Origin of the sequence: Agromyces mediolanus (genome assembly GCF_044917495.1) — a bacterium.
In the GTDB taxonomy this organism is placed as follows: domain Bacteria; phylum Actinomycetota; class Actinomycetes; order Actinomycetales; family Microbacteriaceae; genus Agromyces; species Agromyces mediolanus_B.
In genome coordinates, this window is the sequence record NZ_JAVSSI010000007.1 from 23620 (window position 1) to 49239 (window position 25620).

A 25620-nucleotide genomic window follows, 5' to 3' on the forward strand; every position below is an offset into this window, starting at 1 on the left:
CGTTTCGGCCCCATTTGACCGATCTGCGAAGAGATTCGACGCTTCAGCGCAGATCATCGCGCGCATCGGCCGGGCCAGGCTCCGATAATTAGGTAACCCTTTCCTAACTTCTTCCCCCGAGGAGACCTCCGTGACCCTGGCCGGATCCACCACCGCCCGACGCGCCATCGCCCTCGCGGCCGCCGCCGCCGCGACCGCTCTGCTCGCCGCCTGCAGCGGCGGCGCCGACGCCACCACCGGGTCCGGCGCCGACACCGTCACCGTCGCCTCCGCGTACGGCGACGTCGAGGTCCCCACCGACCCGCAGCGCGTCGCGGCCGTCTCCTACGACACCCCGTGGCAGCTCATGTCGCTCGACGTGCAGCCGATCGCCACCATCGACTACTCGCAGTGGGCCGACAGCTACACGCCCGAGCAGCTCGACTTCATCGCCGACGCCGAGGCCATCGGCACCTTCGGCGAGATCAACTTCGAGGCCCTCACCGCCGCGGCCCCCGACCTCATCATCGGCGACGCCTACGAGGTCGACGAGGCCACCTTCGCGAGGCTCGAGGACATCGCCCCGACGGTCATCGTCGGCGGCGACGCCGACCGCGGCGACTGGACCGCCATCACGAAGTCCGCCGCGGCCGCCGTGAACCGCCTCGACGTCTGGGAGGCCGACCGCGCCGCCTACGAGGCGCTCCGCGACCGCACGATCGAGGAGTACCGGGACGTCATCGACGGCAACGTCTGGATCAACTTCTCGCTCGGCAACGACGCCGGCCAGTTCTCGGTGCAGCTGCCGAGCGGCTCGAACGGCAACCTCGTCGTGAACGAGATGGGCATGGCGTACGGCCCCGGCGCCGCCTCCCTCACCGACGCCGCGGGCTACGCCTCCCTCGGGCTCGAGCAGCTGCCGACGGTCTTCGCCGGCGTCACCGCCGCGATCACCTTCGCGCAGCCCGACGGCACCCCCTACGAGCCGATCCAGGCGATCATGGACACCGAGCTCTTCCGGAGCCTCGACGTCGCGAAGAACGACCGCGTCTTCACGCTGAGCACGAGCGTCACCGACTACGACACCGCGCAGGACTGGATCGCCGAGCTCACCACGAACGTGCTCGAACCGCTCGCCGGATGACCACCGCCGTCGTCGCGGGCCGCGCGGAGAGGCTGCGGCCCGCGCTCGTCGTCCCGGCCGGGATCGCCGTCATCGCGCTGCTCGCGATGCTGGGGCTCTCGGCCGGGACGCCGTGGATCGCCCCCGCCGACGCGCTGCGCCTGCTCGTGGAGCCGGACGGCTCGCAGGCGTCGATCATCCTGCACACCCTGCGGCTGCCCCGGGTGCTCCTCGCGGTCGCGGCCGGCGCGGCGCTCGCCGTCGCCGGGGTCGTGATGCAGGCGCTCACCCGCAACCCGCTCGCCGACCCCGGCATCCTCGGCGTGAACGCCGGCGCCGCCTTCGCCGTGGCCTTCGCCGTCGTCGTGCTCGACCTGCAGGCCTTCGGCGCGACGCTCGGCTTCGCCTTCGTCGGCGCCGCGATCGCCGGGCTCCTCGTCGCCCTCCTCGGCGGCGCCGGGAGGAGCTCCTCGATCGCCCGGCTCGCACTCGCGGGCGTCGCCGTGGGCGCCGTGCTGAGCGGCTTCACCCAGGCCCTCAGCCTCCTCGACCCCGCCGACTACGCGGCCATCCGGATCTGGGAGGCGGGATCGCTCGCCGCCCGCGACGTGCCCACCGCGCTCGGCGCCCTCGCGGTCATCGCGGTCGGCCTCGCCCTCGCGCTCGCCGCCGGCCCCGGACTCAACCTGCTCGTGCTCGGCGAGGAAGCGGCGCACGGCCTCGGCGCCCGGGTGGCGCGGGTGCGCACGCAGGGGCTCGTCGCGATCGTGCTGCTCTGCGGCACCGCGACCGCCGCGATCGGCCCCGTCGCCTTCGTCGGCCTGCTCGTGCCGCACGCCGTCCGCGCCCTCACCGGCGCCGACCAGATCCGCGCCCTCTGGTACAGCGCGATCGCCGGCCCGGCCCTCCTCCTCGCCGCCGACCTCGTCGCGCGGCTCGCCGTCGCGCCCCGCGAGCTGCCCCTCGGCGTCGTCACGGCGATCCTCGGCGCGCCCGTGCTCGTCCTCGTCGTCCAGCGCCGCCGACGGGTCGGCGCATGAGCGGCGCCCCCGCGGTCGCGTCGCCGCGCACCCCGCGCACCCCGCGCGCACCCCGCCCCGTGGTCGCCGCGCCACGGGCCCTGCGCCGCCGCCGCGCGCTCGCCTGGACCGCGGCGAGCGCGATCGTGCTGCTCGCCGCGCTCGGCACCCTCACCCTCGGCGAGGCCGGCATCGCCCCCGGCGATGCGCTCGCCGCCCTCGTCGGGCTCGGCGAGCCGGGCGACGTGCGCGTCGTGCAGGGCTGGCGGCTCCCGCGCGCGGTGCTCGGCGCCGCCATCGGCATCCTGCTCGCCTGGTCGGGGGCGCTGTTCCAGATCGTCACCCGGAACCCGCTCGGCAGCCCCGACGTGCTCGGCTTCTCGACCGGGGCGATGACGGGCGTGCTGTTCGTGATGGCGAGCGGCTCGGCCGGGGTCGCCGCACTCACGGGCAGCGCCTTCGCGGGCGGCCTCGTCGCCGCAGTGCTCGTCTTCGCGCTCAGCGCCCGGAGCGGCGCCAGGGGCTACGCGATCGTCGTGACGGGCATCGCGGTCACCGCGGTGCTCGGGGCGGTCAACACCATCCTCATCATCCGCTTCGACGACTTCGTCGCCCGCTCGGCCGCCCTCTGGGCGACCGGTTCGCTGAACGGCGTCGACGGCGCCTGGGTGGCGCCCGCGCTCGCGGCGGTCGCGCTCGGCGGGATCCTCCTCGCCTGGCTCGCCCCCGCCCTGCAGGCGCACGAGTTCGGCGAGGAGCGGGCCGCGACGCTCGGCGCCCGCCCCCTCGCCACCCGCTGGGCGGCGATGGTGCTCGGCATCGCGCTCCTCGCCGTCGCCACGGCGGTCACCGGCCCCATCGCGTTCGTCGCGCTCGCCGCGCCGCAGCTCGCCCGCGTCGTCTGGCGGTCCGGCACCGTGCCGCTCGCGGCATCCGGCGCCGTCGGCGCGGCCCTGCTCTCCGCGAGCGACCTGCTCTCGGCGCGCCTGTTCGCCCCCGCCGTGCTGCCGACGGGGCTCATCACCCTCTGCATCGGCGGCGTCTACCTCGCCTGGATGCTGACCCGATCGAAGGGACGATCATGACCGCCACGCGCGACACCGACAGGACGCGGCCGGACTCGCGCGGCGGCGAGCTGCGGCTCGACGGGGTTTCCGTCGCCTACGGGCGCGGGCCGGCGATCGTCGACCGCCTCGACCTCGCCGTCGCGCCGGGCTCCTTCGTCGCGATCGTCGGGCCGAACGGCTGCGGCAAGTCCACCCTGCTGCGGACGATCGCGAAGCTCCTCGCGCCGAGCTCAGGGAGCATCCTGCTCGACGGGCGGGCACTCGGCGAGCGCGGTCCGCGGGAGCTCGCGCGCGAGCTCGGCCTGCTGCCGCAGTCGAATACGGCGCCCGAGGGGATGCGGGTGGGCGACCTCGTCGCGCGCGGGCGGTACCCGCACCGGGCGGCGTTCGCGAAATGGTCGGGCGGCGACGAGTCGGCGGTGTCCGCCGCCATGGCCGCGACGGGCGTCGCCGAGCTCGCCGACCGCGACGTCGACACCCTGTCGGGCGGACAGCGGCAGCGGGTGTGGCTGGCGATGGCGCTCGCCCAGGACACGGGCACGCTGCTGCTCGACGAACCGACCACGTATCTCGACCTCGCGCACCAGATCGACATGCTCGAACTGTTCCGGCGGGTGAACCGGGAGCAGGGCCGCACGATCGTCGCGGTGCTGCACGAGCTGAACCACGCCGCGCGCTACGCCGACCGCGTGGTCGCGATGCGGGACGGCCGCGTCGTCGTCGACGGCGCGCCCGGCGAGGTGCTCACCGAGGCCGCCGTGGAGCAGGTGTTCGGACTGCCCTGCCGGGTGATCGAGGACCCGGAGACGGGCACCCCGCTCGTCGTGCCGCGGGCCCGGGTCGGCGTCGCCGCCGAGCGGGCCGACTGACCCCCACCGCGGATCAGGTGAACTCGGGGCTGTACATCCACTTCACCGTCTTCACGAAGGGCAGCGTCGTGGTGGAGACGACGCCGGGGACGGCGCGGAGCTGCATCACGAGCTCCTGCAGGTGCTCGGTGTCCCGCGCCATGAGCTCGGCGAGCAGGTCGAACTCGCCGGTCACCGTGACGAGGTAGTAGACCTCGGGGATCTCGGCGACGGCGTCGCTCACGGCGGCGACCCGGTGGTCGGTGCGGATGGCGATCGTGGCCGACTGGGTGTAGCCGTGCGTCTCGGGGTGGGTGATCGCGGTGATCGTCACGATCCGCTCGTCGAGCAGCCGGTTGATCCGCGAGCGCACGGAGGCGTGCGAGAGCCCGACCTCGCGCGCCATCTCGGAGAGCGACCGCCGCCCGTCCTCCTGGAGGAGGCGGACCAGTTCCCGGTCGACCTCGTCGAGCTTCGCCGGCTTGAGGCCGTGGAGTCGGGCACCGCGCATCGAATTCCTCCCGTCGATGAGTCCATTAGACCAGCTTCGATGCCTCAGGACCCGCTCTGCCTTCAATTTGATTGCAGATTCCTTGCTTCACCTATAAAGTGCGATTCAATCCCCTATTGCGAAGAAGAATCTGGAGGACCACGGTGGGAATCACCATCATCCGAGCCGGCCAGCTCATCGACGGCCGAGGCGGGGTGACGCACGAGGCGACCGTGGTGGTCGACGGCGACACCATCCGCGAGGTCGGCCCGAGCCGCGAGATCGAGGCCCCCGCCGGGGCCGAGGTGATCGACGCGAGCGCCTACACCGTCATGCCCGGGCTCATCGACTGCCACACCCACCTCGGCGGCACCTCGAGCGTCGACTACCGCACCTGGGTCGTCGAGGACGACATCCGCCAGGCGATCGTCTCGACGAAGCAGATGCGCGAGCTCATGGACTTCGGCGTGACGACCATCCGCGACATCTCCCGCAACGGCATCCGCCTGAAGTGGGTCGTCGAGAACCGGGTGATCGAGGGCCCGCGGATCGTCGCCTGCGGCCCCGGCATCTCCCGCACCGGCGGGCACGGCGACGCGCACAACCTCTCCGTCGACTTCGTGCAGCGCAGCCACCCGTGGGGCATCATCGCCGACGGCCCGGAGGAGCTCCGCAAGACGGTGCGCACCCTCAGCCGGATGGGCTCCGACGCGATCAAGATCTGGGCCACCGGCGGCGGCATGTGGGACAAGGAGCTCGAGACCGACCAGCACTTCGACCTCGAGGAGCTGCGCGCGGTCGTCCGCGAGGCCGACCACCTGCGCATCCCCGTGCTCGCCCATGCCGAGTCGATGGAGGCCGCGAAGGACGCGATCCGCGCCGGCGTCGCGACGATCGAGCACGGCGAGGACCTCGACGACGAATGCCGCGCCATGATGGTCGAGCAGGGCATCATCCACGTGCCGACCCTGCAGCTGTTCACCGGTCCGTGGTTCGACGCCTACCCGCCGCCCCCGCGCGAGGGGCTCGACCGATTCCCGGGCGACACCCCGGTGCAGCAGGAGAAGAACCGCGTGATCGACAACTTCACCCGCTCCCGGGAGGCCGGCGTCACCATCGCCGTCGGCAGCGACAGCTTCTCGAGCATCGACGTGCCGTTCGGCGCCTCGACGCTCGCCGAGGTGCACGCGATGGTGGACGCGGGGATGCCTCCCCTCGACGCCCTCACCGCGGCGACCTTCAACGGCGCCACGGCGCTCCGCGTCGCCGACCGCACCGGCTCGATCGCCCCGGGCCTCGCCGCCGACCTGCTCGTCGTCGACGGCGACCCGACCACCGACATCCGCCACCTCGCGCAGGAGCGGATGCTCTACATCCGCCGCGGCGAGCAGGTCTGGTTCGACGACCTGACCCCGCGCGCGGCCCGCTCCCGCCGGCCGGCCCTCGCCGGCTGACCTCCCGTCGGGCCGGCCGCGCAGCACCGGCCGGCCCGGCATCCCCCGCTCGACCCGCCCCGGGTCCGATTCCCCATCCCGACTCCCCCGACCCCTGAGAGAGAACACCGATGTCCGCTCCCACCCCGGCCGAACCCCAGGCCCGCACGCGCCGCCTCGCGCGCTCCCACCTCGGCACCGCCGACCTCGTCTTCTTCGTCGTCGCGGCCGCCGCGCCGCTCACCGTCGTCGCGGGCGTCGTGCCGCTCGCCATCCGCACCGGCGGGCTGTCCGCCGCGTACGGCTACCTGATCCCCGGTGCGATCCTCATCCTCTTCGCCATCGGCTTCACCGCGATGAGCCCGCGCGTGCGCAACGCCGGCGCCTTCTACTCGTACATCTCGATGGGCCTCGGCCGCCCGGTCGGCGTCGCCGGCAGCTACGTCGCCGTCATCGCCTACAACGCGATGTCGATCTGCCTGCTGGCCGGCTTCGCCGTCTACGCGCAGGGCACGATCCGCTCGCTCACCGGCGCGGACGTGCCGTGGCCGCTCCTCGCCGCGATCGGCCTGGCCGCGATCATCGCGCTCGGCTACTTCAAGGTGACGCTCGGCGCCCGTGTGCTCGGCGTCGCCCTCGCGCTCGAGGTCGTCGTGCTCGTCATCTACGAGATCGCCGTCTTCTCCACGGGCGGCCGGAACGGCTTCGAGACCACGATGTTCGACCCCGGCGTCATGCTCGACCCCGGCTTCGGCGCGATGCTCGTGCTCACCGCGGGCGGCTTCATCGGCTTCGAGGCGACCGCGATCTACGCGGAGGAGGTGCGCGACCCGAAGCGCACCGTGCCGCGCGCCACGTACATCGCGATCGCCTTCCTCGCCGTGTTCTACACGATCTCCGTGTGGTGCGTCTTCGTCGCGTTCGGCACCGAGGACGCCCTCGCCTTCGCGCAGAGCGACGACGTCGCGGCCATGACCTTCGCCTCGATCTCGCAGTACGTGGGCGTCTGGCTCTCCGACGCGGGGCAGGTGCTGCTCGTCACGAGCGCCTTCGCCGCCGCCCTCGCCTTCCACAACGCCGCCGCCCGCTACCACTTCACGATGGCGCGCGAGGGGCTCCTGCCCCGGCCGCTCGCCGCGGTCAGCCGGAAGCACGGCTCCCCCGTCGGCGGCGTGCTCCTGCAGGGCGCGATCTCGGCGATCGTGCTCGCCTTCGCCGCGATCGTCGGCGCCGACCCCTACCTCGTGGTGTTCCTCTGGTCGGCCGCCCCGGGCGTCATCGGCATCCTGCTGCTCGAGGCGGTCACCGCCGTCGCGATCGTCGCGTACTTCCGTCGGAACCGCACCGAGCACAGCCCGTGGCGGGTGTTCGTCGCGCCCGCGGCCGGCGCGATCGGCCTGTTCGCGCTCGTCTGGCTCTGCGTCTCGCAGCTCGACCTGCTCACCGCGGCCGAGCCGATCGTGAACGTGCTGCTGATGGCCCCGCTCGTCGTCGGCGCGATCGCGGGCGTCGTGCAGGCGGTGCTGCTGCGCCGTCGGCGTCCGGAGCGCTACGCGCAGCTCAGCACGGCCGACGTCGAGGAGCTCGACCGGGCGTCCGAGCCCGCCTGAGCGGGCGTTCGCGCCGGGCTCCTCACCCGCGGAGCGGCTCGCCCGCGAGCAGCCGCTCCAGCACGGAGCCCGGCGGGACGGCGTCGTACTTGTAACTCAGCTTCTGGAGCGGCGCGGCGTCGAGGATGCGCCGCGCCGTCTCCGCTCGCCAGGGCTGCATCATCTCGAGCTGCAGCAGGTGCGCCGAGGCGGCGGAGAGGGCGGGCACGGCGTCCCACTGGCCGCGCGCCTCGGGCACGAGCGCCTGGATCACCTCGAAGATCCGGTGGTACAGGAAGTAGTCGGGCAGCTCGTCCGTCGTCTCCCACCACGCGTCGAGCGCGAGCCGCTGCAGCACGAGCACGACGGCGCCCGGCTGCGCGGCGATGAACCAGTTCGCGATCTGCCGCCGCGCCCAGCGCGGGAGCACCACCCCGGCGCGGAGCAGCCGGTGCAGCTCCGGGTCGAGCGGCCGGTCGACCCAGGCGGTCGCGTCCACCCAGATGCCGCCGTGCTCGGCGAGCACGCGGGTGCGCACGTAGTCGGAGAAGTGCGCGGGCCGCGCCGCCTCCAGCAGGCTCGCGACGCGCTCGGGGATCTCGATCAGTTCGCGGGCGGAGGTCCCGTCGAGCACGCGGGCCTGCGGAGACGTCCGGTGCAGCTGCGCGAGGCACGCCCGCACGAGCGGCGGCGCCTCGGCGAGCGGCCGATTCCAGAAGGTGAAGACGCGATCGGAGGGCACCGGCCGCGCCGGCCCGGTCCGCGCATCCCGGCGGGCCGTCCAGCGCGCCGACGGCGGCGGGACTTCCGGCAGCCCGGCGGCGAGCCGCAGCTCTCCGAGCCGCGGCTGCAGCAGTTGGACGAGCCGCAGCGAGGTGCGCAGCGAGGCCGCGAGGTCGATGGTCCCCTCGAAGCGGGCCGAGCGTTCGAGCTGGGCGCGGAGCCCCGCCATCACCCGGTCGAGCTCGGGGGTGCCGCCGGCGCCGCTCATGCTCCGAGGGTACCGAGCGGCGCCGGTTCCGGGCAGTGGGCGCGGCGCGGCCGCTCAGGTTCGCGGCGCGCTCTGGCGGAGCCCCTCCGCGTCGGTCGCGTAGTGGAAGCGCACCCGGGTGCCGAGCCAGACGGTGCGGGACGTCTCGACGAGCTCGCCGCCCGAGCGGCCCACCGCCCAGTCGACGAAGACCTTCGCGTCGATGCCCGCGGCGAGTAGCACCGATTCCGCCGAGGTGACTGAGCGCACCTCGAGGAAGTGGTCCTGGTGGTCGACGACGATCCCGGCGGTCTGCAGCGTCTTCGACACGGATGCCTCGAACAGCTCCCGCCCGGCGAGCGCCTCGGCGCCCCGGCCGACGAGCCAGGAGTCGGTGAGCCCGATGGGGTCGCCGTTCACGGTGTGCACGCGCTTCAGGTGCAGCCGCGGCAGCCGGCGCTCCTCGGCGGAGAGTTCGTGCGAGAGCTCGTACGGCTCCGGCTCGGGCGCCTCCACCGCGAGGAGGAGCGATTGCGCGTCGTCGCCGGCCGCGCGGAAGCGGTCGCGCCACGGCTGGGTGAGGCCGAAGTCGTGCTGCACGACCCGGGGCCGGTCGGCGACGAAGGTGCCGGTGCCCTGCCGCCGCTCGACGTAGCCCTCGTCGGCGAGCGCGGAGAGGGCCTGGCGCACGGTGATGCGGCTCACCCCGTAGATCTGGGCGATCTCGTTCTCGGTCGGCAGCCGGTCCCCGACGGCGAGGCCCTGGTCGATGGCGGAGCGCAGGTCGCGTTCGACCTGCGCCCACGCCGGCAGGGGCGAGCGCCGGTCGACGGGCACCGCCATCGACTCCAGCGGGTGGATGGTTGGTCCCACCGTCATGCCTCCCCCGATCTCCCCGTGCAGGTCATCATAAGGTTAGTACCATAGGTGCGCCCAGCCGGGGAGCCGGCCCTCACGCGGTGACCGGATGCCCGTCGAGCTTGATGTGGCTCGCGTCCATGTTCACGGCGCCGCCGCGGAACGGCGGGCGGCCCCAGCGGGCGGCGACGGCCTCGGCGAACACCGTGCCGGCGACGGCCCCGGCGAGCTCGAACAGCGCACCGGCGCGGTCGTTCCGGGCGGCCGGCGCGGCGAGCGTCACCGCGAGCGGCGTCTGCCCGGTGCTCTCGAGGGCGGTGGCGAGCCGGGCGAAGCGCTCGGCGCCGTCGGCGCCCACGAGCTGCAGCGCGAGGTGCGGCTGCGGGCCGAGGAAGTAGTCGACGTGCCCGCTCTCCTCGAGCGGCACCGTGCGCACCACGACGCCCGTGGCCTCGATGAGCTTCAGCATCCAGAAGTCCGCGGCCCCGCGGAGCTCGGGGAGCGAGAGCACCGAGATGCCGCTCGGCGCCTCGGCGGGCGAGCCGGCGAGCGCGGACTCGACCGGTTCCCGCTGCGCATCGATGAGCGCGGCCAGCTCGGCCGCGGCGCCCGCCGTGTCGACGCCGCAGACGGCGGCGACGCCGAGGCCGAGCATGAGGTGGCCGGCGCACGGCACGGTCTCCTCGAGGCCGAGGTTCGGCACGAGCTGCACCTCGTCGGCCGCCTCCGCGAGCGGGGAGTCGGGGTTCGAGGTGACGGCGACGGTGCGGAGCCCGGCTGCCGTGGCGAGACGCAGCGCGCGCACGGTCGCCCCGGAGGTCCCGGAGTGCGAGATGCCGACGACGGTGCGCACCCCGGCGGGCACACGGCCCGTCCAGGTCAGGTCGCCCGAGGAGGCGGCCAGGTGGCCGAAGGCCGTCGCGAGCAGCGCCGAGGAGAGCGAGTCGCCGGAGCCGACGAAGAGCGCCGCCTCGGGGGCCGCGCCGATCGCGGGGCGCACGTCCTCGACGGCGCGGAGCGCGGAGGTGACGCGGTCGAAGTGGGCGGTGGTGGTCATGTCAGTGGTCCTGTTCGATCGTGATCTGGGTGAATGGGTCGGTGAGCGGCTCGGCGAGGAGGGCGTCGTGCCCCCAGTCGGCCAGCGCGAGCCGGGCGACGCTCGCGCCGAACGCCGCGGCGGTCGGGAGCTCGTGCCCGGCGGCGAGCGCCGCGACGATGGCGGCCGCCGAGGCATCCCCGGCCCCCGTCGTCTCCACGACGCGCACCGCGCGGTCGCGCACGGAGCTCGCCGGGCCGCCCGCGGCGTCGAGCACGAGCATGCCCTCGGCGTCGAGCCGGGCGACGACGGAGCGGCCGAGCTCGTCGCGGATCCGCCGGGCGGCGACGCGCACGTCGGGGTCGACGAGGCGGAGCTGCACCCGGCTCGGCAGGATCACCGATCCGGGCGGGGACACCCGCTCGAGGTAGCCGAGCCCGGACTCGCCGAGCCGGAGCTGGTGCGGGTCGACGCCGACGAGGACGCCGGGGGCGAGCCCGGCCGGGTCCTCGGGGGAGCTGTCGAGCAGCGCGTCGACCGCGCCGAGCCCCGTCGCCCGGGGCAGCGGGGTCTCCTCGTCCGGTTCGCCGGCCGTCTCGAGCTCGACCCCGCCCGGCGGCCGGGTCGGCAGGATGCGCCGGCCCTCCGCCGAGTTCAGGATCCACAGCCGCGGCACCTCCGGCACCGCCCGGCAGGCGCCGGTCCCGATGCCGAGCTCCGCGAAGAGCCGGCCGAACCGGGGCTCGTCGTCGGGCAGGTTCGCGCAGAGCTCCACCGACGTCCCGGCGACGAGCCGGGCGCCGAGGGCGGCGAACAGCCCGGGCCCGCCGAGCCGGTCGAACCGCGCCCCCTCCCCCGCGACCACCTGGTGGTCGACGGTGAGCCCGGCGCGCACGCCGACGACGACGCCCATCAGAACGTCTGGACCGCGTACTGCACGGTGCGGTCGCGCGGGCCGTCGAGCTCGAGCAGGTAGACGCCCTGGCTGTGGCCGATGCCGAGCTCGCCGCCGATGATCGGCAGCTGCAGCGACTGCACGCCGAAGACGCAGCGCACGTGGGCGGCGGCGTCCTGCGGGCCGTCGTGCAGGTGCACGAACGGGCGGTCGACGGGGATCTGCTCCTCGATGAAGAGGCGGATGTCCTGCAGCGTCGTGCCGTCCACCCCCGAGTTGAAGATGAAGGTGCAGGTCGTGTGCGGGAGGAAGACGTGCAGCAGGCCGTCGCCGGTCGCCGACGCGGCCGCCTCGCGCAGCTGCGCGGTGACGTCGACGTAGTTGACGGGGTTCGGGTACCCCTCGGCCGGCTTCGTGTTGACGGGGAAGCTGGTCCAGGTGGTGGTCATAGCGGTGCCTTTCGTGGTGGTGGTTCAGCCGGAGAGCTCGCCGACGCGGAAGCCGTCGGCGCTCATCGTTCCGGTCTCGATGAGGAACCCGGCGCCGCCTCCGGCGGTCCGGGTGGTCCGGGTGTCGAGCACGCCGACGCCGTCGACCTCGACCAGGAGCCGCTCCGCGCGGCACTCGGCGCGCACGAGGTACGGCCGGTCGGTCTCGACGGGGAACGGCGTCTCGGCGAGCACGCGGCGCTCGCCGTCGTGCTGCTCGATCGCGCGGAGGACGCCGTCGGCGAAGACGACGGCGGTGAAGCGGCGGTGTCCGCGCGCCCGCAGCACGAGGCCGGCGGCGTCGTGCAGCGAGAAGCGCAGCGTCGACTCGATCGCGTAGTCGACCCACTCCCGGGTGCCGGTGGTGACGACGCCGAACGGCCCGGGGTGCGAGACCGAGAAGGTGCTCGCGAAGTCGGCCTCGAAGTTCTTGGCCGAGCTCACCCAGGGCGCGAGCCCGGCGGGCGTCGTGTCCCAGATCGAGCTCAGCAGCAGCCCGGACTGGGCGAAGCCGTCGGGTGCGCCGGCCCAGTCAACCTCGTGCACGAGCAGTCGCGGGGCCGCGCCGTCGTCGCGCCGCGCCGACACGACGAGGCGGAACGGCACGGCGGTGCCGTGGGCGGGGACGCGCCAGGCCAGCTGGGTCGCTCCCGCGTCGAGCCGCTGCCAGGGCCCGTGCTCGGCGTGGACGTCGTCGCCGTCGGCGAAGAGCGCGCCGAGCCGCACGAGCGTGCCGGCATCCGCCCGGCCGCCGTCCGCCGCGGCGACCGCGTCCGCGGCCTCCGCGTCCGGCGCAGCGGCGCCGTCGCTCACGACGGCCGAGACGAGGTGGCCGGGGTAGAGCGTCGGGCTCGCGAGCGTCGAGAAGTTGCCGATCGCGTCGCGCGGGTCGAGGAAGACCGGGGTCGAGGCGACCGCGGTCCGCCCCGCCGCGGCGTCGATGCGGACGGCGCCGCCCCCGACGGACGCGAGGTGGGCCGCCGCGGAGTCCGCGCCGAGGTACGGGCAGGGCTCGAAGCCGTGCACCGCGCCCGGCAGCGCGAAGTCGAAGCGGGGGCGGCGGGCGGGCGCCGCCGCACCGGGGCCGAGGCGGAGCCCGCGGGCGGCGTCGGCGATCCGGCGGGTCTCGCGGGCGGCATCCGTCACGCACTCGCCGCCGTCGGCGCTCACGACGAGCGCGCGGTCGGCGACCGGCCCGCGCAGGTCGGCGGCGTCGTCGAAGGCGGCGAGGCCGAGACGGACGCCGGTCAGGCAGCCGACGGTGCCCGCGTTGCTGTCGGTGTCGAAGCCGACGGAGGAGGCGATCGCCACCACCCGTCGGAAGTCGTCGCCGCCGAGCCGCAGCGCGGCGAGCGACATCGCCGTGTTCGCGAGGGAGTGGCAGGGACCGGGATGCACCGCGTAGCCGTGCACGCGGTCGACCCAGTCGCGGGCCTCCCGCCAGTCGTCGCCCGGCGCGACGTGCTCGAGCACCTCGTCGATCACGCCGAGGAGCCGCGGGTCGGCGACGAAGCCGCGGCCGAGCTCCACGAGCGCGTCGAGCTCGCGCGTCTCGAAGGCCGCCGCGCGCATCGCCGCGAAGAAGGCCGCGCAGTCGAGGGCGACGCCGTCGTGGCTGACGCTCGCGGCGGCCCGGGTCATCCGCACCGCCAGCTCCGGATCGCCCGGCGCCATCAGCGCGAACGCGTCCGAGAAGATCTGCGCACCGATCTGCTCCGCGAGCGTGCGCCCGTTGCGCGCGATCGAGCCGCTCTCGGGCGCGCGCAGTCCGCGCACGAGGTTCAGGTAGGCGGTGTGCTCGGTCGAGCGGCCGTAGCCGCCCCACCAGAGGATGGTGCGGTCCTCGACGATGGCGTTCAGCCAGCCGTCGCCGACGTCGGCCGCGCTCGGCTCGGCGCCGCCCGCGTCCTCCACCGCCCGCCCGAAGGCGAAGGTGCCCGAGATGTCGTCGTCGGCGACGATGAGCGGCAGGCCGAGCTCCTCGTTCACGTAGCGCTCGACGAGGCCGAACCGCTCGGCGATGTCGCCGTAGGGCCAGCCCTCGACCGGCCGGCCGAGGTAGACGCCGACGAGCTTGCCGAGCACCCCGGCGTAGACGCGGGCCTCGTAGTCGCGATCCAGCTCCACGGTCATCCCTTCACCGCCCCGGCCGCCATGCCGTCGACGACGTAGCGCTGGAGGGCGATGAACACCGCGAGGACGGGGACGATGAGGATCAGCGCGCCGGCCATCATCGTGCCGATGTCGGTCGAGAACGTGCCGTTCATCGTGAGGAAGCCGAGCGTGAGCGTCTGCGACGTCGGGTTCTGCAGGAACGTCGAGGAGATGAGGAACTCGTTCCAGGCGTTCAGCCCGACGATCACGCCGACCGTGATGAGGCCCGGTCGCACGAGCGGCAGCAGCACCCGGGTGACGAGCTGGAAGGTGCTGACGCCGTCCATGAGCGCCGCCTCCTCGAGCTCGGCCGGGACGTTCAGGAAGAAGGTGCGCATCATGAACGTCGCGAACGGCATGTTGACGGCCGCGAGGATGACGCCGACGACCGCCGGGTTGTCGGTGAGGTCGAGCGAGGCCACGACGGAGTAGAGCGGGAAGATGAACAGCTGGATCGGCACCGTCATCGCCATCGTGAAGTAGACCATGATGGCCGGCCAGCGTCGCACCTTCTGCCCCGCGAGCACGTAGCCGGCGAGGCTCGAGCAGATCAGCACGACGAGCACGGTGGTGCCGGTGAGCAGGATGCTGTTCAGGAAGCCGGGGCCGAAGCCGCCGTAGGTCCACGCGGTGACGAAGTTCTCGAGGCCCACCTGGGCGGGCAGCCCGAAGGGGCTCTCGAGCACCTCGGCGTTCGACTTGAAGCTGTTGATGAGCACGAGGAGGAGCGGCACGAGGGCGATCACGCCGAAGACGGCGAGCACGAGGTGCCCCGTGAGGTGCTTCAGCGGTCTGGTCATCGCATGAGCTCCGCCCTGCTGAGCCTCGTGTAGACCACCGAGGCGATGAGCCCGAAGAAGCTCATGATGATGCCGACGGCCGCGGCCTTGCCGAACTCGAACGAGGAGAAGGCGAACGCGTAGGCGTACGTGCCCATCACCTCGCTCGAGTGCGCGGGCCCGCCCTGCGTCAGCAGGAACACGTAGTCGAAGGCGAGGAAGGAGAAGATGACCGTCATGACGCCCATGAGCATGAGCGTCGGCCGGATGCTCGGCAGGTACACGTGCCGGAACACGCCCCAGCCGTTCGCCCCGTCGACGACGGCCGCCTCGACCTGGTCGAGCGGGGTCTGCCGCATCGCGCCGAGGTAGACGACGGTCAGGAAGCCCCAGTAGTGCCACATGTCGACCGCGGCGGCCGCGTAGAGCGAGGTCTGCATCGAGGCGGTCGGCGAGGGGATGCCGAGCGCGCCGAAGACGCCGCCGTTCGGGTTGTAGATGATCGTCTGCCAGATGAGCGCGTTGACGACGGGCGCCAGCACGTAGGGCATGAGGAAGATCACCTGGTAGAAGGTGCGCATGCGCTTGCGCCGGAGGAGCAGCGCCGCGGTGAGGAGGCCGACGATGGCGGGCAGCGTGAGGAAGAGCACGAGCCACGTGATGTTGTTCGTCAGCGAGGTCGCGAAGACCGGGTCGGCGAGGATCTCGCGGAAGTTGTCGATGCCGACGAACGAGAAGTCGAAGCCGATCCCGCTCCAGTCGGTGAACGCGAAGAGCAGGGTCAGGATGCCCGGGACGACGACGACCACGATCGACAGCACGAGGGCGGGCGCGACGAGGGCGTAGTTGATCGCCGTGCGCTTGCGGAGGTGGGCGTTGCGGTTCCGGCCGGCGGCGGGCCGGTCGGGGCGGCCGGGCCGGGCCGCCACCGGCGGGGGCGCGAGGTTCGCAGTCATGTCGTTCGCTCCTTGGGGCGGGTGCGCCGCGCGTCGCCGTGCGGCGCACCCTTCCGTCGGTGGGTCAGTTCGCCGGCTCGGGGAGCGGCGGGACGAGTCCCTTGTCGAGCTCGCCGGTGAAGGTGCTCTCGACCTGGTCGAGGAACTGCTCGGTCGTCTGGGTGCCGAGCCAGACGCCGTCGACATCGGTGAAGAGCGTCGCGGTCGCGGGCGGGAAGAAGGTGCCGGCGAAGAAGCCGTAGTTTCCCGCGTTCACGCCGTCGATGGTCTGGCGCATCGCCTCGACGAAGGGCTTGGAGAGCCCGTCGTAGTCGGCGGGGTCGAGCGGGAAGTCCTTCAGCGGGACCGCCCAGTAGCCGGGCCAGTCCCGGTTCATCTCCTTCGTGAAGTCCTCGGACATCATGTAGTCGATGACCTCTGCGGCGCCGTCGGGGTTCTTCGAGGCGGCGTTGATCGAGAGCGAGGCGGTCGTGCCGAGCGTGAAGTACGGCGACGGCAGCTCCGGGTTGATGGTCGGGAACGGCATGAAGCCGAGGTCGTCGGTGTTGCCCGCCTCGTCGTTGAAGTAGTTCGAGGCGAACTGGAACGCGAGGCTCGGCCCGATGAAGAACGGCGACTTCTCGGCGCTCAGCAGCTGCATCGACTGGTCGAAGTTCAGCGTCGCGTAGTCGTCGCCGCCGAGGTAGCCGTCCTGGTAGAACTCGGCCGAGGCGGTGACCGCGTCGGCGATGCGCGGATCGGTCCACGGCACCTCGCCCTGCAGCGCCTGGTAGACGGTCTTGCCGCCGGCGACCTGGGAGAGGAAGAGGGAGATGTAGTTCTGGTTGACCGGCTTCCAGCCCTGGTTGCCCGTGACCGAGGGGTAGAGGCCCGCGGCGTCGGCGGCGTCGAGCACGCCGACGAACTCCTCGTACGTCGTCGGCACGTCGACGCCGAGCGAGTCGAGCACCTTCGTGTTGTAGAAGACGCCGATGTCCTCGATCGAGTTCGGCAGCGAGTAGAGCTTGCCGTCGACCGTGCCCGAGTCGTAGATGGGCTCGAGGATGCGGTCCTGCCAGCCGTACTTCTCGGCGTAGGGCGTCATGTCGGCGAGCTTGCCCTCCTGGGCGTAGGCCGCGGCGAACGCCGGCCCCGAGCCGTAGACGATGTCGGGTCCCTTGTTCGCGGTGAGGGCGACCTGGACGTTCTTGTCGACCGCGTTGTTGAAGGTGACCTGCAGTTCGTACTCGTCCTGCGAGGCGTTGAAGCCCTCGACCAGCACGTCCTTCATGACCTGCTGCTGCTGGGGCGGGGCGCCCCAGAACCACAGTTCGAGCTTCTGGCGGCCGCCGGCTGCATCGCCGGAGCAGCCCGCCAGCGCGAGGGCGGCGACGACGGCCATACCGGCCGCTGCCACGAGCGTCTTCCTCGTCATTGGGGGATCCTCCCGTTCGGGTGGTGCGCTCCACTGCGCACCATTGGTCAGGTGGTATTGACTCTATAACCTTGATACCAATGCGTCAACGGCGCACCGCTCGACGGCGCCCCCTGCTCAGCGGCCGAGCCACCTGCCGGTGCCGCGCTCGGCGGCCTCGGCATCCATCGCCGCGAGCTCGACGAGCCCCGCGAGGGCGAGCTCGGACGCCGCCGCATGCCCCGCGCCCGCCACGAACGGCCGGTCGGCGATGACATTGTCGGCGACGGAGCACACCGAACCCCCGCGCTTGCCGAAGAGGGCGGGCAGGGTGACGATCGCGGCCGACTCGCGATCGCCGTTCAGCACCCCGGCCCGCGCCCAGGTCTCCAGGATGTCGAGGTGCCAGGGCTGGAAGTAGCCGCCGACCGAGGGCCGGCCCACGCCGCAGAAGTCGCTGTCGCTCGAGCGGGTGACCCCCACGTGGTACGGCAGCCCGAGCGCCGCAGCGGCGCGGGACATCGCGACGACCACCTCGTAGGAGGCGACCGCCGGGTAGGAGGCGGGGATGTACGCCCGGGTCATCCCCTCGTCGCGGACCACGCCGGAGGAGACGACGAGATCGCCCGGCGCGACGGAGGGATGGATGCCGCCGGAACCGCCGACCCGCACGAAGGTGTCGGCCGCCGTGAACTCGAGGAGCTCGTGCAGGATGAGCTCCGCCTCCGGCGAGCCGCTGCCGCCCGAGACGAGCGTCACCGGCACGCCGCGGTGCGTCCCGCTCCAGGTCGTGAACATACCCGAGCGCCCGATCAGCTCGGCGTCGTCGAGCCGGGCCGCCAGCTGCGTCGCGGGATCGTCGTCGTAGGCGCACAGCGGGTCGCGCACCATCAGCAGCACGTAGCGCGCCACCTTCGCCGGGTCGAGCTGCGAGAGCGCGGGCCGGCCGTCGACGAGGAGCCCGCGCTTGGGCAGGTTCCCCGCGAAGCGGTAGTCGTCGTAGAGGGCCGAGGGGTCCCAGTTCGTCATCGTGCAGGGCCTTTCCGATTGGGGGATGGGAGGAGAGGATGGCGGGATGGCGCGGTCAGTCGAGCCCGGCCGGGGCGAGCGCCGCGGCCGAGCGGCGCACGCGCTCGCGCAGCGCCTCGTCGACGATCGGTGCACCGGCAGCGGCGACCACGACCGAGGCGGCGGCCGACGCGAGCCGGGCCGCCGCGACGGGGTCGCCCGTCGCCGTCCAGGCGCTCAGGAAGGCGCCCGTGTAGCTGTTGCCCCCGCCCGTCGGGTCGACGGCCGCGACCGGCACGGCGGGCACGCGGACGACGGCGTCGCCCTGGATGACGAGCGAGCCGTCCTCGCCGAGCCGGAGCAGCACGAGCGGGGCGAGCGCCCGAAGCCCGTCGACCGCCTCGGCGAGCGCGGCGGCGCCGAACAGCTCGAGGGCCTCGGTCCGGTTGATCGAGACGGCGTCGACGAGCGCGGCCCGCTCGCGCACGGCGTCGAGCCGCTCGGCTCGGGTGCACGCCGCCGAGAGCTCCCAGAGGAGCGGCACCGCGGCATCCGCGCGGTACCGCTCGATCGCGGCCCAGTAGGGCGCCTCGTCGTCGTGGAACAGGTAGACGCCGTCGAGCGCCTCCGCCGGCACGAGGACGTGCTCGGGCAGCGGGGTGTGCGCGTCGAAGTGCTCGAGCCCGAAGCGGGGCGTCTCGACGCGCTCGCCGTCCCGGGCGTAGTCGATGCGGGTGCGCGGACCGTGCTCGCCGATCACGAAGAGCCCGTCGGCGATCCCGCGCGCGGCGCACCACTCGCGCAGCATCGGGAGGTCGCCCGAGCCCGTGCCGGAGACGAGCAGGCTGCGGCCCGCGGACTCGGCGGCGAGGCTCGCCCCGACGGCGGCGTACGCGCCGGCACCGCCGATCTCGGTGTGCGGCGCACGGCCGGGCTGGTGCACCTCGTCGACGACGATGTGCGACAGGATCGCGATCTGCTTCATTGCACCCTCCCGGCGCGGGGGAACGGGTTCCGCTCGCGCCATCCTGGTTATATTGTTATGTTCACAATACCCATATCACCGTACCCGGTTCGGCCCGCGAGGGCCACCGTGGCGCCGCAGGACGCGGCGGACCGCATCGCCCGGCTGGGCGACGGAGAGGAGCATTCGATGAAGAAGGTCCTGATCGACACGGACCCCGGCATGGACGACGCGCTCGCCATCGCCCTCGCGTTCAAGCACGAGGCGCTCGACGTCGTCGCCCTCACGGCCGTCACCGGCAACCTGCCCTCCGACCGCACCGCGGCGAACGCCCTGCGCGTGCTCGACCTCCTCGGCGCCCCCGAGCTGCCGGTCGCCCAGGGCCCGCTCCAGCCGTCCGCCGGCGAGTACCCCGCGGACCCCTTCTCGCACGGCAGCGACGGCCTCGCCGAGTCGCACCTCCCGGCCTCGGCGCGCACGCTCGACCCCCGCTCCGCGGCCCAGCTCATCGTCGACACCGCCGCCGCGCACCCCGGCGAGCTCACCGTCTGCGCCCTCGGCCCGCTCACGAACCTCGCGGCCGCGCTCGAGATCGACCCCGAGCTGCCCGGCAAGATCGCCCGGCTCGTCATCATCGGCGGCTCCTTCGGCGAGACCCCGTATGCGTGGACGCAGGCGACCGGCGACAACCCGGTCAGCGAGTGGAACGTCTTCGTCGACCCCGAGGCCGCGAGCACCGTGTTCCGGGCCGGCTTCGAGCTCCTCGCGATCGGCCTCGACGTGGCCACCCACGCCGACATCAACTTCCGCCCCGCCGACCTCGACCGCCTCCGCGCGAGCGATCGGCCCGAGGCCGAGCTCGCGGTGCGGGTCGTCGACTTCGTGAACGGGCGCGGCTACCAGTCGTACTGCTCCCTCATCGACAGCGCCGCGATCGCCGCCGCGATCGACCCGAGCCTCGCGACCGTGGTGTCCCTCCGCTGCGACGTCGCCACCGAGGGGCGGCTCACCCGCGGCATGACGGTCGTCGACCGGCGCGCGCATCACCAGTGGACCGATCTGCCGCTCATCGACGTCGCGAGCGACTTCGACTACGCGCGCTTCCTCGACCTCGTCACCGACGCGCTGGTCGCCTGATGCCGGGCGCGCTGCCGTTCTGCGAGCTGCACCTGCACATCGAGGGCACGTTCGAGCCGGAGACGATCTTCGCCCTCGCCGCCGAGCAGGGCCGCACGCTGCCGTACGACGGCCCCGCCGAGCTCGCCGCGCGGTACGAGTTCGCGAACCTCCCGTCGTTCCTCGAGCTCTATTACGAGAACATGGGCGTGCTCCGCAGCGAACGGGACTTCGAGGCGCTCGCCGGGGCGTACTTCGCCAGGGCGCACCGCGCGGGCGTCGCGCACGTCGAGCTCTTCGTCGACCCGCAGGCGCACACCGCGCGCGGCGTCGCCGAGCGCACCGTGCTCGCCGGGCTGCACCGGGCGATCGAGGCGGCCGGCGAGCGCTTCGGCATCTCCGCGGGGATCATCGCCTGCGTGCTGCGCGATCGGCCGGTCGACGAGGCCGAGCGGATGCTCGACGCGGTGCTCGAAGCGGCGGCGGGCACGGGCGCGCCGCTCCTCGGCCTCGGGCTCGACTCGGCCGAGCTCGGCTTCCCGCCGCATCGCTTCGCCCGGGTGTTCGAGCGCGCGGCCGACGCCGGCCTGCACCGGGTGGCCCACGCGGGCGAGGAGGGGCCCGCCGACTACGTGCGCGAGGCGCTCGACGTGCTCGGCGCGGAGCGGATCGACCACGGCATCCGCGTGCTCGACGACCCGGCGCTCGTCGAACGGCTCGCCCGCGAGCGCATCCCGCTCACCGTCTGCCCGCTCTCGAACGTGCGGCTCCGCGTCGTCGACCGCATCGAGGAGCTGCCGTTCCGCGAGCTCCTCGACGCCGGCCTGCTCGTGACCGTGAACTCCGACGACCCCGCCTACTTCGGCGGCTACCTCGACGACAACCTCGCGGCCCTTCGTTCGGCGTTCGGGCTCGACGAGGCGGAGCTCGCCGGGCTCGCCCGGAACTCGATCGAGGCGTCCTTCGCGTCCGCGGCGCGGAAGGCCGAGCTCCTGGCCCGCCTCCGCTGAGCGGCTGGTGCCGGGGGCCAGCGGGGCGCTCAGCGCAGCGGCGCGCTCAGCGCAGCGGCGCGCTCAGCCCCTCGGTGCCTCGGTCTCCGCATCGAGCCCGGCGACGCGCGGCGTCGCCCGGCCGCGGATGAAGATCAGCAGCACGAACGCCCCGGCGATGAGCAGGATCGTCGCCGGGCCGGTGAGCGCGATCAGGGGGCTCTCCGCACCGCCGGCCTTGTCGACCCCGCCCGTCGCGAGGAACGTCGTCGGATCCGTCAGCCCGTGCAGCACGACCGCCCAGACGAGGCTGCCGGTGACCCGCATCGACAGGTACATCAGGATGCCAAACGCGAACGCGTAGAGGATCGTGAACCCGACCGCCTCGATCCCCTGACCGGTGAGCACGTTGACCGAGTGCATCAGCGCGAAGAGGAGCGCCGCCACCACGGCGACCGTCCACTCGGAGTGGCCGCCCTTGCGCATCAGCGTCACGACGAAGCCGCGGGTGACGAGCTCCTCGGAGAGGCCGATGAAGAGCCCCGCGACGAACGTCATCACGATGACGCCCACCGAGTAGGCGCCGTAGTCGGTGCCGAAGAGGCGCAGCAGGATCGGGATGAGCACGAGCACCGGCGCGAACCACATCCACCAGCGGCCGCGCACCGGCTGCCGGCCGAACAGCGGCTTCAGCCAGCCGAGCGACCAGGCGAAGACGAGCAGCACGATCGAGCCGAGGATGACGGGCAGCGCGAGCCCGGCGAACACGCTGCCCGGCGTCGCGAAGACATCCGAGTCGAGGAGCGGCCGGATGATGGGGAGCAGGACGAAGGGCAGCAGCTCGTACAGCGCGAGGTACACGACGACGACGATGAGCGCCTTCCACCAGCCGCCGCGGTTCCAGAAGGCGCGCCAGCCGCGCTCGCGGGCGGGCGGCGCGGGGACGGCGTCGGGGGCGGCGGGTTCGGGGGCGGCGGCGTCGGTCACGGGGCGTCCTCTCGACAGGGGTCCCCGATCGCCTCGCGCTGGCAGCGCGACGGGTCGAGGTCAGTTCAGAAGCTAGCGGAGCGGATGGCCCGCACGGAAGCACGGCGCGCCAGCGACCCGCGCGCCCGAGCTCGAAGGGGCTGGAGATGGCGGATGTCGGCGGCCCTCGGTACGGTCGCGACATGACCTCGACCGCGCTCTCCGCTCTCGCCGAGCACTTCGGCGACCGACTCGTCGTCCCCGGCGACCCCGCATACGACGAGGCGCGCGCGCCCTGGAACCGGGCGGTCGAGCAGCGGCCGGCCGCCGTGGCGACCCCGAACGACGTCGACGAGCTCCGCGCCCTGCTCGAAGCGGCCCGCGCCGACGGGCTGCAGCTCGCCGTGCAGCCGGGCGGCCACGGCGCCTCGGGGTCGCTCGAGGGCGCCGTGCTCGTGCGCACCTCGGCCTTCGACACGATCGAGGTCGACGCCGAACGCCGGGTCGCCCGGGTCGGCGCCGGCGTCGGCTGGGGGCGTCTGCTCGAGGCGCTCGCGGGCACCGGGCTCGTGGCGCTCTCGGGCTCGAACCGGGTCGTGCACACCGTGCCGTTCCTCCTCGCCGGCGGGCACTCCTGGTTCAGCCGCGCGCACGGGCAGGGCTCCGCCTCGCTCATCGCCGTCGAACTGCTCACCGCCGACGGCGAGCACCGCTGGGTGCGCGACGCCGACGACCCCGAGCTGCTCTGGGCGTCGCGCGGCGCGGGCGGCGCGTTCGGCGTGGTGACCGCGGTCGAGATCGAGCTGTACCCGGCGCGGGAGCTCGTCGGCGGACGCCTCGCCTTCGACGGCGCCGACCTCGCGCCCGTGCTCCACGCCGCGCTCGCGGCGCAGGCGGCGGCGCCGCGCGAGGTCGCGCTGCATGCCGGCGCCATGCGGCTGCCCGACGTCGAGGCGGTGCCGGCCGAGCTCCGCGGCCGCACCATCGTGACCGTGCAGGCCGTCTCGACCGACGGCGCCGAGGTGCTGGAGGCGGTGCTCGCCCCCATCCGCGCCGCCGGCGCGGTGCAGCTCGACACGATCGCCCCCATCGGCATCGAGCAGCTCGCGGTCGTCGCCGACGAGCCGACCGAGCCGAGCGGCGGCTACGGCTGGGGCCGCTTCGCGGACCTCGACGCCGCGGGGCTCGACGCGCTCCTCGAGACGTGGCAGTCGCCGGCAGCGCAGGCGATCATGCTCATCGAGTTCCGCGGGCTCGGCGGCGCGCTCGCCGAGGCCCCCGAGCGTCCGGCGATCGCGGGCGCCGTGCCGCACGCCCACGTCGTGAGCGCACGCGCGGTCGCCGTCCCGGGCATCGAGCCGGCCGTGCAGGCGGGCTTCACGGCGATCGCGGCAGCGCTCGGCGACCGGGTGACCGACCGCACCTTCGCGACGTTCCTCGAGGGCGAGCCGAGCTATCTGGGCGCCTTCGACCGGGCCGACGTCGAGCGCGCCGACGCCGTGCGGCACCGGGTCGACCCGGACGGCCGCTTCCGCGGCAACCGCGTCTTCGCCTGAGCGGCTCCGCGGGGCTCGAGTCACGCCCGCCGCGGTGCCCAGCCGTCGTTCGGGCCGCCCGCCCGCCCGCGGGGCAGCCCGTCGCGCGGGGCCACGCCGTGCTCGTAGGCGTAGATGACGGCGTGCACCCGGTCGCGGAGCCCGAGCTTGCCGAGCACCGCCCGCACGTGCGTCTTCACCGTGTTGCGGGTGAGGTGCAGCTTCGCGCCGATCTCGTCGTTCGAGCGACCGGCGACGATGAGCCCGAAGATCTCCCGCTCGCGCGCCGTCAGCGGCGCGAGCGCGTCCGGGTCGGCGACGGGCGCCTGACGCAGCAGTCCGATCACCTTCTCCGCGACCCCCGGTGCGAGCGCGGCGCTGCCGTCGGCGACGTCGAGCACCGCCTGCCGCAGGGCGGCCGGCCGGATGTCCTTCGTGACGTAGCCGCACGCCCCCGCCCGGATCGCGGCGACGACGAGCTCGTCGGCGTCGAAGGTGGTGAGCACGAGCACCCGCGTCGCCGGGGCCAGCCGGGTGATCTCCGCGGTCGCCCGCACCCCGTCGAGGCGGGGCATCCGCAGGTCCATCAGCACCACGTCGATGCGGTGGGCGCGCACGAGCTCGACGGCGGCCGCACCGTCGCCGACGTCGAAGGCGACCTCGATCGCGGGGTCGACCTCGAGCAGCGCGCGGAGCGCCCCCCGCAGCATCGCCTGGTCCTCCGCGAGCAGCACCCGCACCGGCCTCATCGTCTCCCCCGCACCGGGAGCATCGCCTCGAGCCGCCATCCGCCCTCCTCCGTCACCTCGAACACCCCGTCCGCGGCGAGCACCCGCTCCCGCACCCCCGACAGCCCCGAACCGGACCCGCGCGCCCGGCGCGGCCCGCTCCCGCCGTCGTCCTGCACCACCACGCGCACCCGGTCCGCCGTCCAGCGCAGCTGCACCCGCACCGCGAGCGGCGGCTCCACGTGCCGCAGCGCGTTCGTGATCGCCTCCTGCACGAGCCGGACGAGGGCGAGCTCGGCGCGGAGCGAGAGCGCCCCGCGCTCGCCCTCCTCGACGAGCTCGACGGTGTGCAGGGAGGTCGAGGCCGCGGCGACCATCGTCGGCAGCGCGTCGATCGAGAGCGGCAGCTCCGGGGCGGCCGCCGGGTCGGCGTCGAGCACCGACAGCATCGCCCGCAGACCGTCGAGGGCGTCGCGGCCCGACTCGGCGATCTCGAGGAGCTCGGTCTCGGCGCCCGGGTCCGGCGTGGCAAGCGCCGCCGCCTCTGCCCGCGCGATCATGACCGTGAGCGAGTGCGCGATGACGTCGTGGAGATCCCCGCGGATGCCCGCCCGCTCCGCCCGCCGCGCCTCGTCGATGCTCGCCGCCTGCGCGGAGGCCGCCCGCTCGCGCCGCCGGGTGGCCGCGATCGCCGCGACCCAGACCCCGGCGACGGCGCCGGCGAGGAGCAGGCCCTCCGCGGTGCGCATCCACGCCGGGTCCGCTTCGGCCGAGCGCCAGATCGCGACGAGCTCGGCGAGGGCGACCCCGGCGAGGCCGACCGCGAGCGCGACGATCCGACGGGTGCGGCCGCCGAGCTCCGCCTGACGCCAGAGCACGAGGAGGAAGCACGCCGCCGAGGGCACGAGGCTCGGCGACCAGCCGGGCATCGGCAGCAGCACGAGCACGAGCATGCCCGCCGACGCGAGGCCGAAGCCCGCGTCCGGGAACCGTGCGGCGAGCACGACCGAGAGGTGCAGCGCGACGACCACGGCGCTCGTCGCCCAGACGAGCCACGCCCCGCCGCCCGCGAACCCGATGAGCACGATCACCACGACCGACGCCGGGGCGAGCACGAGGTGGCCCGCCAGGGCGGCGCGCCGCCAGCCCCGGCCGGGCGCTGCGGCGGGGTGGGCGGCGGGAGCGGGGTCGGGATGCATGCTGCCGCAACGATCCCACGAACGACGGACCCCCGCCT

At 73.8% G+C, this 25620-nt stretch carries 24 protein-coding genes; 9 read left to right on the forward strand and 15 right to left on the reverse strand.

Translation table 11 applies throughout. The features are described from left to right. Positions 1 to 130 precede the first annotated feature (130 nt). The 4 genes from ROT00_RS11330 to ROT00_RS11345 are packed head-to-tail and all read left to right on the forward strand — an operon-like array spanning position 131 to position 4057. Positions 131 to 1123 carry an ABC transporter substrate-binding protein gene (locus ROT00_RS11330; protein WP_404774918.1) on the forward strand — a complete coding sequence of 331 codons (993 nt, stop codon included), beginning with the start codon at positions 131 to 133 and terminating at the stop codon, positions 1121 to 1123. Beyond that, positions 1120 to 2142: a FecCD family ABC transporter permease gene (locus ROT00_RS11335; RefSeq protein ID WP_404774920.1), complete on the forward strand. Its 1023-nt coding sequence runs from the start codon at positions 1120 to 1122 to the stop codon at positions 2140 to 2142. The genes ROT00_RS11330 and ROT00_RS11335 overlap by 4 nt, the downstream gene beginning before the upstream one ends. Continuing rightward, a complete protein-coding gene (locus ROT00_RS11340; protein ID WP_404774922.1) occupies positions 2139 to 3206 on the forward strand; it encodes a FecCD family ABC transporter permease in 1068 nt (355 codons plus the stop codon). The genes ROT00_RS11335 and ROT00_RS11340 overlap by 4 nt, the downstream gene beginning before the upstream one ends. Beyond that, positions 3203 to 4057, forward strand: coding sequence for an ABC transporter ATP-binding protein (locus ROT00_RS11345; protein WP_404774924.1), 855 nt, complete (start codon positions 3203 to 3205; stop codon positions 4055 to 4057). Before ROT00_RS11340 ends, ROT00_RS11345 begins: the two co-directional genes overlap by 4 nt. Before the next feature lie 13 nt (positions 4058 to 4070). Here the strand turns inward: ROT00_RS11345 and ROT00_RS11350 are convergent, their stop codons facing one another. Next, positions 4071 to 4547, reverse strand: a complete 477-nt coding sequence (locus ROT00_RS11350) for an Lrp/AsnC family transcriptional regulator (protein WP_404774926.1) — start codon at positions 4545 to 4547, stop codon at positions 4071 to 4073. 143 nt (positions 4548 to 4690) lie between these two features. Here ROT00_RS11350 and ROT00_RS11355 point away from each other — a divergent pair, with 143 nt between their 5' ends. Both ROT00_RS11355 and ROT00_RS11360 read left to right on the forward strand, forming a co-directional pair. After that, the gene (locus ROT00_RS11355; RefSeq protein WP_404774927.1) at positions 4691 to 5980 is read left to right on the forward strand and encodes a metal-dependent hydrolase family protein; all 1290 of its coding nucleotides are present in this window, start codon (positions 4691 to 4693) and stop codon (positions 5978 to 5980) included. A 110-nt stretch (positions 5981 to 6090) separates the two neighbouring features. Continuing rightward, the gene (locus ROT00_RS11360; protein WP_404774929.1) at positions 6091 to 7569 is read left to right on the forward strand and encodes an APC family permease; all 1479 of its coding nucleotides are present in this window, start codon (positions 6091 to 6093) and stop codon (positions 7567 to 7569) included. Between the two features lie 22 nt (positions 7570 to 7591). On the opposite strand, the gene ROT00_RS11365 is transcribed toward ROT00_RS11360, so the two are convergent. From ROT00_RS11365 to ROT00_RS11415, 11 genes are all read right to left on the reverse strand, one after another. Beyond that, positions 7592 to 8539 (reverse strand): capsular polysaccharide synthesis protein, encoded by a 948-nt coding sequence (locus tag ROT00_RS11365; RefSeq protein WP_404774931.1) that lies wholly within the window; start codon positions 8537 to 8539, stop codon positions 7592 to 7594. A 54-nt stretch (positions 8540 to 8593) separates the two neighbouring features. Next, entirely contained in the window at positions 8594 to 9397 is an 804-nt protein-coding gene (locus tag ROT00_RS11370) for a GntR family transcriptional regulator (protein ID WP_404774933.1), read from the reverse strand. Positions 9398 to 9470: 73 nt separating this feature from the next. Further along, positions 9471 to 10433, reverse strand: a complete 963-nt coding sequence (locus ROT00_RS11375) for an SIS domain-containing protein (protein ID WP_230765791.1) — start codon at positions 10431 to 10433, stop codon at positions 9471 to 9473. 1 nt (position 10434) lies between these two features. Then, positions 10435 to 11325, reverse strand: coding sequence for a PfkB family carbohydrate kinase (locus tag ROT00_RS11380; protein ID WP_404774935.1), 891 nt, complete (start codon positions 11323 to 11325; stop codon positions 10435 to 10437). Then, a complete protein-coding gene (locus ROT00_RS11385) occupies positions 11325 to 11756 on the reverse strand; it encodes a secondary thiamine-phosphate synthase enzyme YjbQ (protein WP_404774936.1) in 432 nt (143 codons plus the stop codon). The genes ROT00_RS11380 and ROT00_RS11385 overlap by 1 nt, the downstream gene beginning before the upstream one ends. A 24-nt stretch (positions 11757 to 11780) precedes the next feature. Further along, on the reverse strand, positions 11781 to 13928 hold the full coding sequence (locus ROT00_RS11390) for an ADP-ribosylglycohydrolase family protein (RefSeq protein WP_404774937.1): 2148 nt from the start codon (positions 13926 to 13928) through the stop codon (positions 11781 to 11783). Next, the gene (locus tag ROT00_RS11395; RefSeq protein WP_404774939.1) at positions 13925 to 14749 is read right to left on the reverse strand and encodes a carbohydrate ABC transporter permease; all 825 of its coding nucleotides are present in this window, start codon (positions 14747 to 14749) and stop codon (positions 13925 to 13927) included. Before ROT00_RS11395 ends, ROT00_RS11390 begins: the two co-directional genes overlap by 4 nt. Next, entirely contained in the window at positions 14746 to 15684 is a 939-nt protein-coding gene (locus ROT00_RS11400) for a carbohydrate ABC transporter permease (protein WP_404774941.1), read from the reverse strand. Before ROT00_RS11400 ends, ROT00_RS11395 begins: the two co-directional genes overlap by 4 nt. 64 nt (positions 15685 to 15748) lie before the next feature. Next, positions 15749 to 17098 (reverse strand): ABC transporter substrate-binding protein, encoded by a 1350-nt coding sequence (locus ROT00_RS11405; RefSeq protein ID WP_404774943.1) that lies wholly within the window; start codon positions 17096 to 17098, stop codon positions 15749 to 15751. A gap of 117 nt (positions 17099 to 17215) precedes the next feature. Then, positions 17216 to 18106, reverse strand: a complete 891-nt coding sequence (locus ROT00_RS11410; RefSeq protein WP_404774945.1) for a nucleoside phosphorylase — start codon at positions 18104 to 18106, stop codon at positions 17216 to 17218. Between the two features lie 55 nt (positions 18107 to 18161). Continuing rightward, entirely contained in the window at positions 18162 to 19070 is a 909-nt protein-coding gene (locus ROT00_RS11415) for a carbohydrate kinase family protein (protein ID WP_404774947.1), read from the reverse strand. Positions 19071 to 19238: 168 nt separating this feature from the next. Here ROT00_RS11415 and ROT00_RS11420 point away from each other — a divergent pair, with 168 nt between their 5' ends. Then, complete coding sequence (locus tag ROT00_RS11420) at positions 19239 to 20186, forward strand: nucleoside hydrolase (RefSeq protein ID WP_404774949.1); 948 nt, start codon at positions 19239 to 19241, stop codon at positions 20184 to 20186. Beyond that, complete coding sequence (locus ROT00_RS11425; RefSeq protein ID WP_404774951.1) at positions 20186 to 21175, forward strand: adenosine deaminase; 990 nt, start codon at positions 20186 to 20188, stop codon at positions 21173 to 21175. Before ROT00_RS11420 ends, ROT00_RS11425 begins: the two co-directional genes overlap by 1 nt. Before the next feature lie 63 nt (positions 21176 to 21238). Here the strand turns inward: ROT00_RS11425 and ROT00_RS11430 are convergent, their stop codons facing one another. After that, a complete protein-coding gene (locus ROT00_RS11430; protein WP_404774952.1) occupies positions 21239 to 22141 on the reverse strand; it encodes a CPBP family intramembrane glutamic endopeptidase in 903 nt (300 codons plus the stop codon). Between the two features lie 182 nt (positions 22142 to 22323). Here ROT00_RS11430 and ROT00_RS11435 point away from each other — a divergent pair, with 182 nt between their 5' ends. Then, positions 22324 to 23676: an FAD-binding oxidoreductase gene (locus tag ROT00_RS11435; RefSeq protein WP_404774954.1), complete on the forward strand. Its 1353-nt coding sequence runs from the start codon at positions 22324 to 22326 to the stop codon at positions 23674 to 23676. 20 nt (positions 23677 to 23696) lie between these two features. Here ROT00_RS11435 and ROT00_RS11440 read toward each other — a convergent pair whose 3' ends face one another. Continuing rightward, positions 23697 to 24404, reverse strand: a complete 708-nt coding sequence (locus tag ROT00_RS11440) for a response regulator (RefSeq protein WP_404774956.1) — start codon at positions 24402 to 24404, stop codon at positions 23697 to 23699. Continuing rightward, a complete protein-coding gene (locus ROT00_RS11445; protein ID WP_404774958.1) occupies positions 24401 to 25582 on the reverse strand; it encodes a sensor histidine kinase in 1182 nt (393 codons plus the stop codon). The genes ROT00_RS11440 and ROT00_RS11445 overlap by 4 nt, the downstream gene beginning before the upstream one ends. Between the last annotated feature and the right edge of the window lie 38 nt (positions 25583 to 25620).

Excerpts from the sequence above, each read along its gene's own strand:
- ROT00_RS11420 (WP_404774949.1), top strand. The coding sequence starts at position 19,239 with ATGAAGAAGGTCCTGATCGACACGGACCCCGGCATGGACGACGCGCTC.
- ROT00_RS11410 (WP_404774945.1), bottom strand. The coding sequence starts at position 18,106 with ATGACGAACTGGGACCCCTCGGCCCTCTACGACGACTACCGCTTCGCG.
- ROT00_RS11365 (WP_404774931.1), bottom strand. The coding sequence starts at position 8,539 with ATGAGCGGCGCCGGCGGCACCCCCGAGCTCGACCGGGTGATGGCGGGG.
- ROT00_RS11340 (WP_404774922.1), top strand. The coding sequence starts at position 2,139 with ATGAGCGGCGCCCCCGCGGTCGCGTCGCCGCGCACCCCGCGCACCCCG.
- ROT00_RS11380 (WP_404774935.1), bottom strand. The coding sequence starts at position 11,325 with ATGGGCGTCGTCGTCGGCGTGCGCGCCGGGCTCACCGTCGACCACCAG.
- ROT00_RS11440 (WP_404774956.1), bottom strand. The coding sequence starts at position 24,404 with ATGAGGCCGGTGCGGGTGCTGCTCGCGGAGGACCAGGCGATGCTGCGG.
- ROT00_RS11350 (WP_404774926.1), bottom strand. The coding sequence starts at position 4,547 with ATGCGCGGTGCCCGACTCCACGGCCTCAAGCCGGCGAAGCTCGACGAG.
- ROT00_RS11435 (WP_404774954.1), top strand. The coding sequence starts at position 22,324 with ATGACCTCGACCGCGCTCTCCGCTCTCGCCGAGCACTTCGGCGACCGA.
- ROT00_RS11390 (WP_404774937.1), bottom strand. The coding sequence starts at position 13,928 with ATGACCGTGGAGCTGGATCGCGACTACGAGGCCCGCGTCTACGCCGGG.
- ROT00_RS11375 (WP_230765791.1), bottom strand. The coding sequence starts at position 10,433 with ATGACCACCACCGCCCACTTCGACCGCGTCACCTCCGCGCTCCGCGCC.
- ROT00_RS11370 (WP_404774933.1), bottom strand. The coding sequence starts at position 9,397 with ATGACGGTGGGACCAACCATCCACCCGCTGGAGTCGATGGCGGTGCCC.
- ROT00_RS11345 (WP_404774924.1), top strand. The coding sequence starts at position 3,203 with ATGACCGCCACGCGCGACACCGACAGGACGCGGCCGGACTCGCGCGGC.
- ROT00_RS11445 (WP_404774958.1), bottom strand. The coding sequence starts at position 25,582 with ATGCATCCCGACCCCGCTCCCGCCGCCCACCCCGCCGCAGCGCCCGGC.
- ROT00_RS11360 (WP_404774929.1), top strand. The coding sequence starts at position 6,091 with ATGTCCGCTCCCACCCCGGCCGAACCCCAGGCCCGCACGCGCCGCCTC.
- ROT00_RS11335 (WP_404774920.1), top strand. The coding sequence starts at position 1,120 with ATGACCACCGCCGTCGTCGCGGGCCGCGCGGAGAGGCTGCGGCCCGCG.
- ROT00_RS11400 (WP_404774941.1), bottom strand. The coding sequence starts at position 15,684 with ATGACTGCGAACCTCGCGCCCCCGCCGGTGGCGGCCCGGCCCGGCCGC.
- ROT00_RS11425 (WP_404774951.1), top strand. The coding sequence starts at position 20,186 with ATGCCGGGCGCGCTGCCGTTCTGCGAGCTGCACCTGCACATCGAGGGC.
- ROT00_RS11395 (WP_404774939.1), bottom strand. The coding sequence starts at position 14,749 with ATGACCAGACCGCTGAAGCACCTCACGGGGCACCTCGTGCTCGCCGTC.
- ROT00_RS11385 (WP_404774936.1), bottom strand. The coding sequence starts at position 11,756 with ATGACCACCACCTGGACCAGCTTCCCCGTCAACACGAAGCCGGCCGAG.
- ROT00_RS11405 (WP_404774943.1), bottom strand. The coding sequence starts at position 17,098 with ATGACGAGGAAGACGCTCGTGGCAGCGGCCGGTATGGCCGTCGTCGCC.
- ROT00_RS11415 (WP_404774947.1), bottom strand. The coding sequence starts at position 19,070 with ATGAAGCAGATCGCGATCCTGTCGCACATCGTCGTCGACGAGGTGCAC.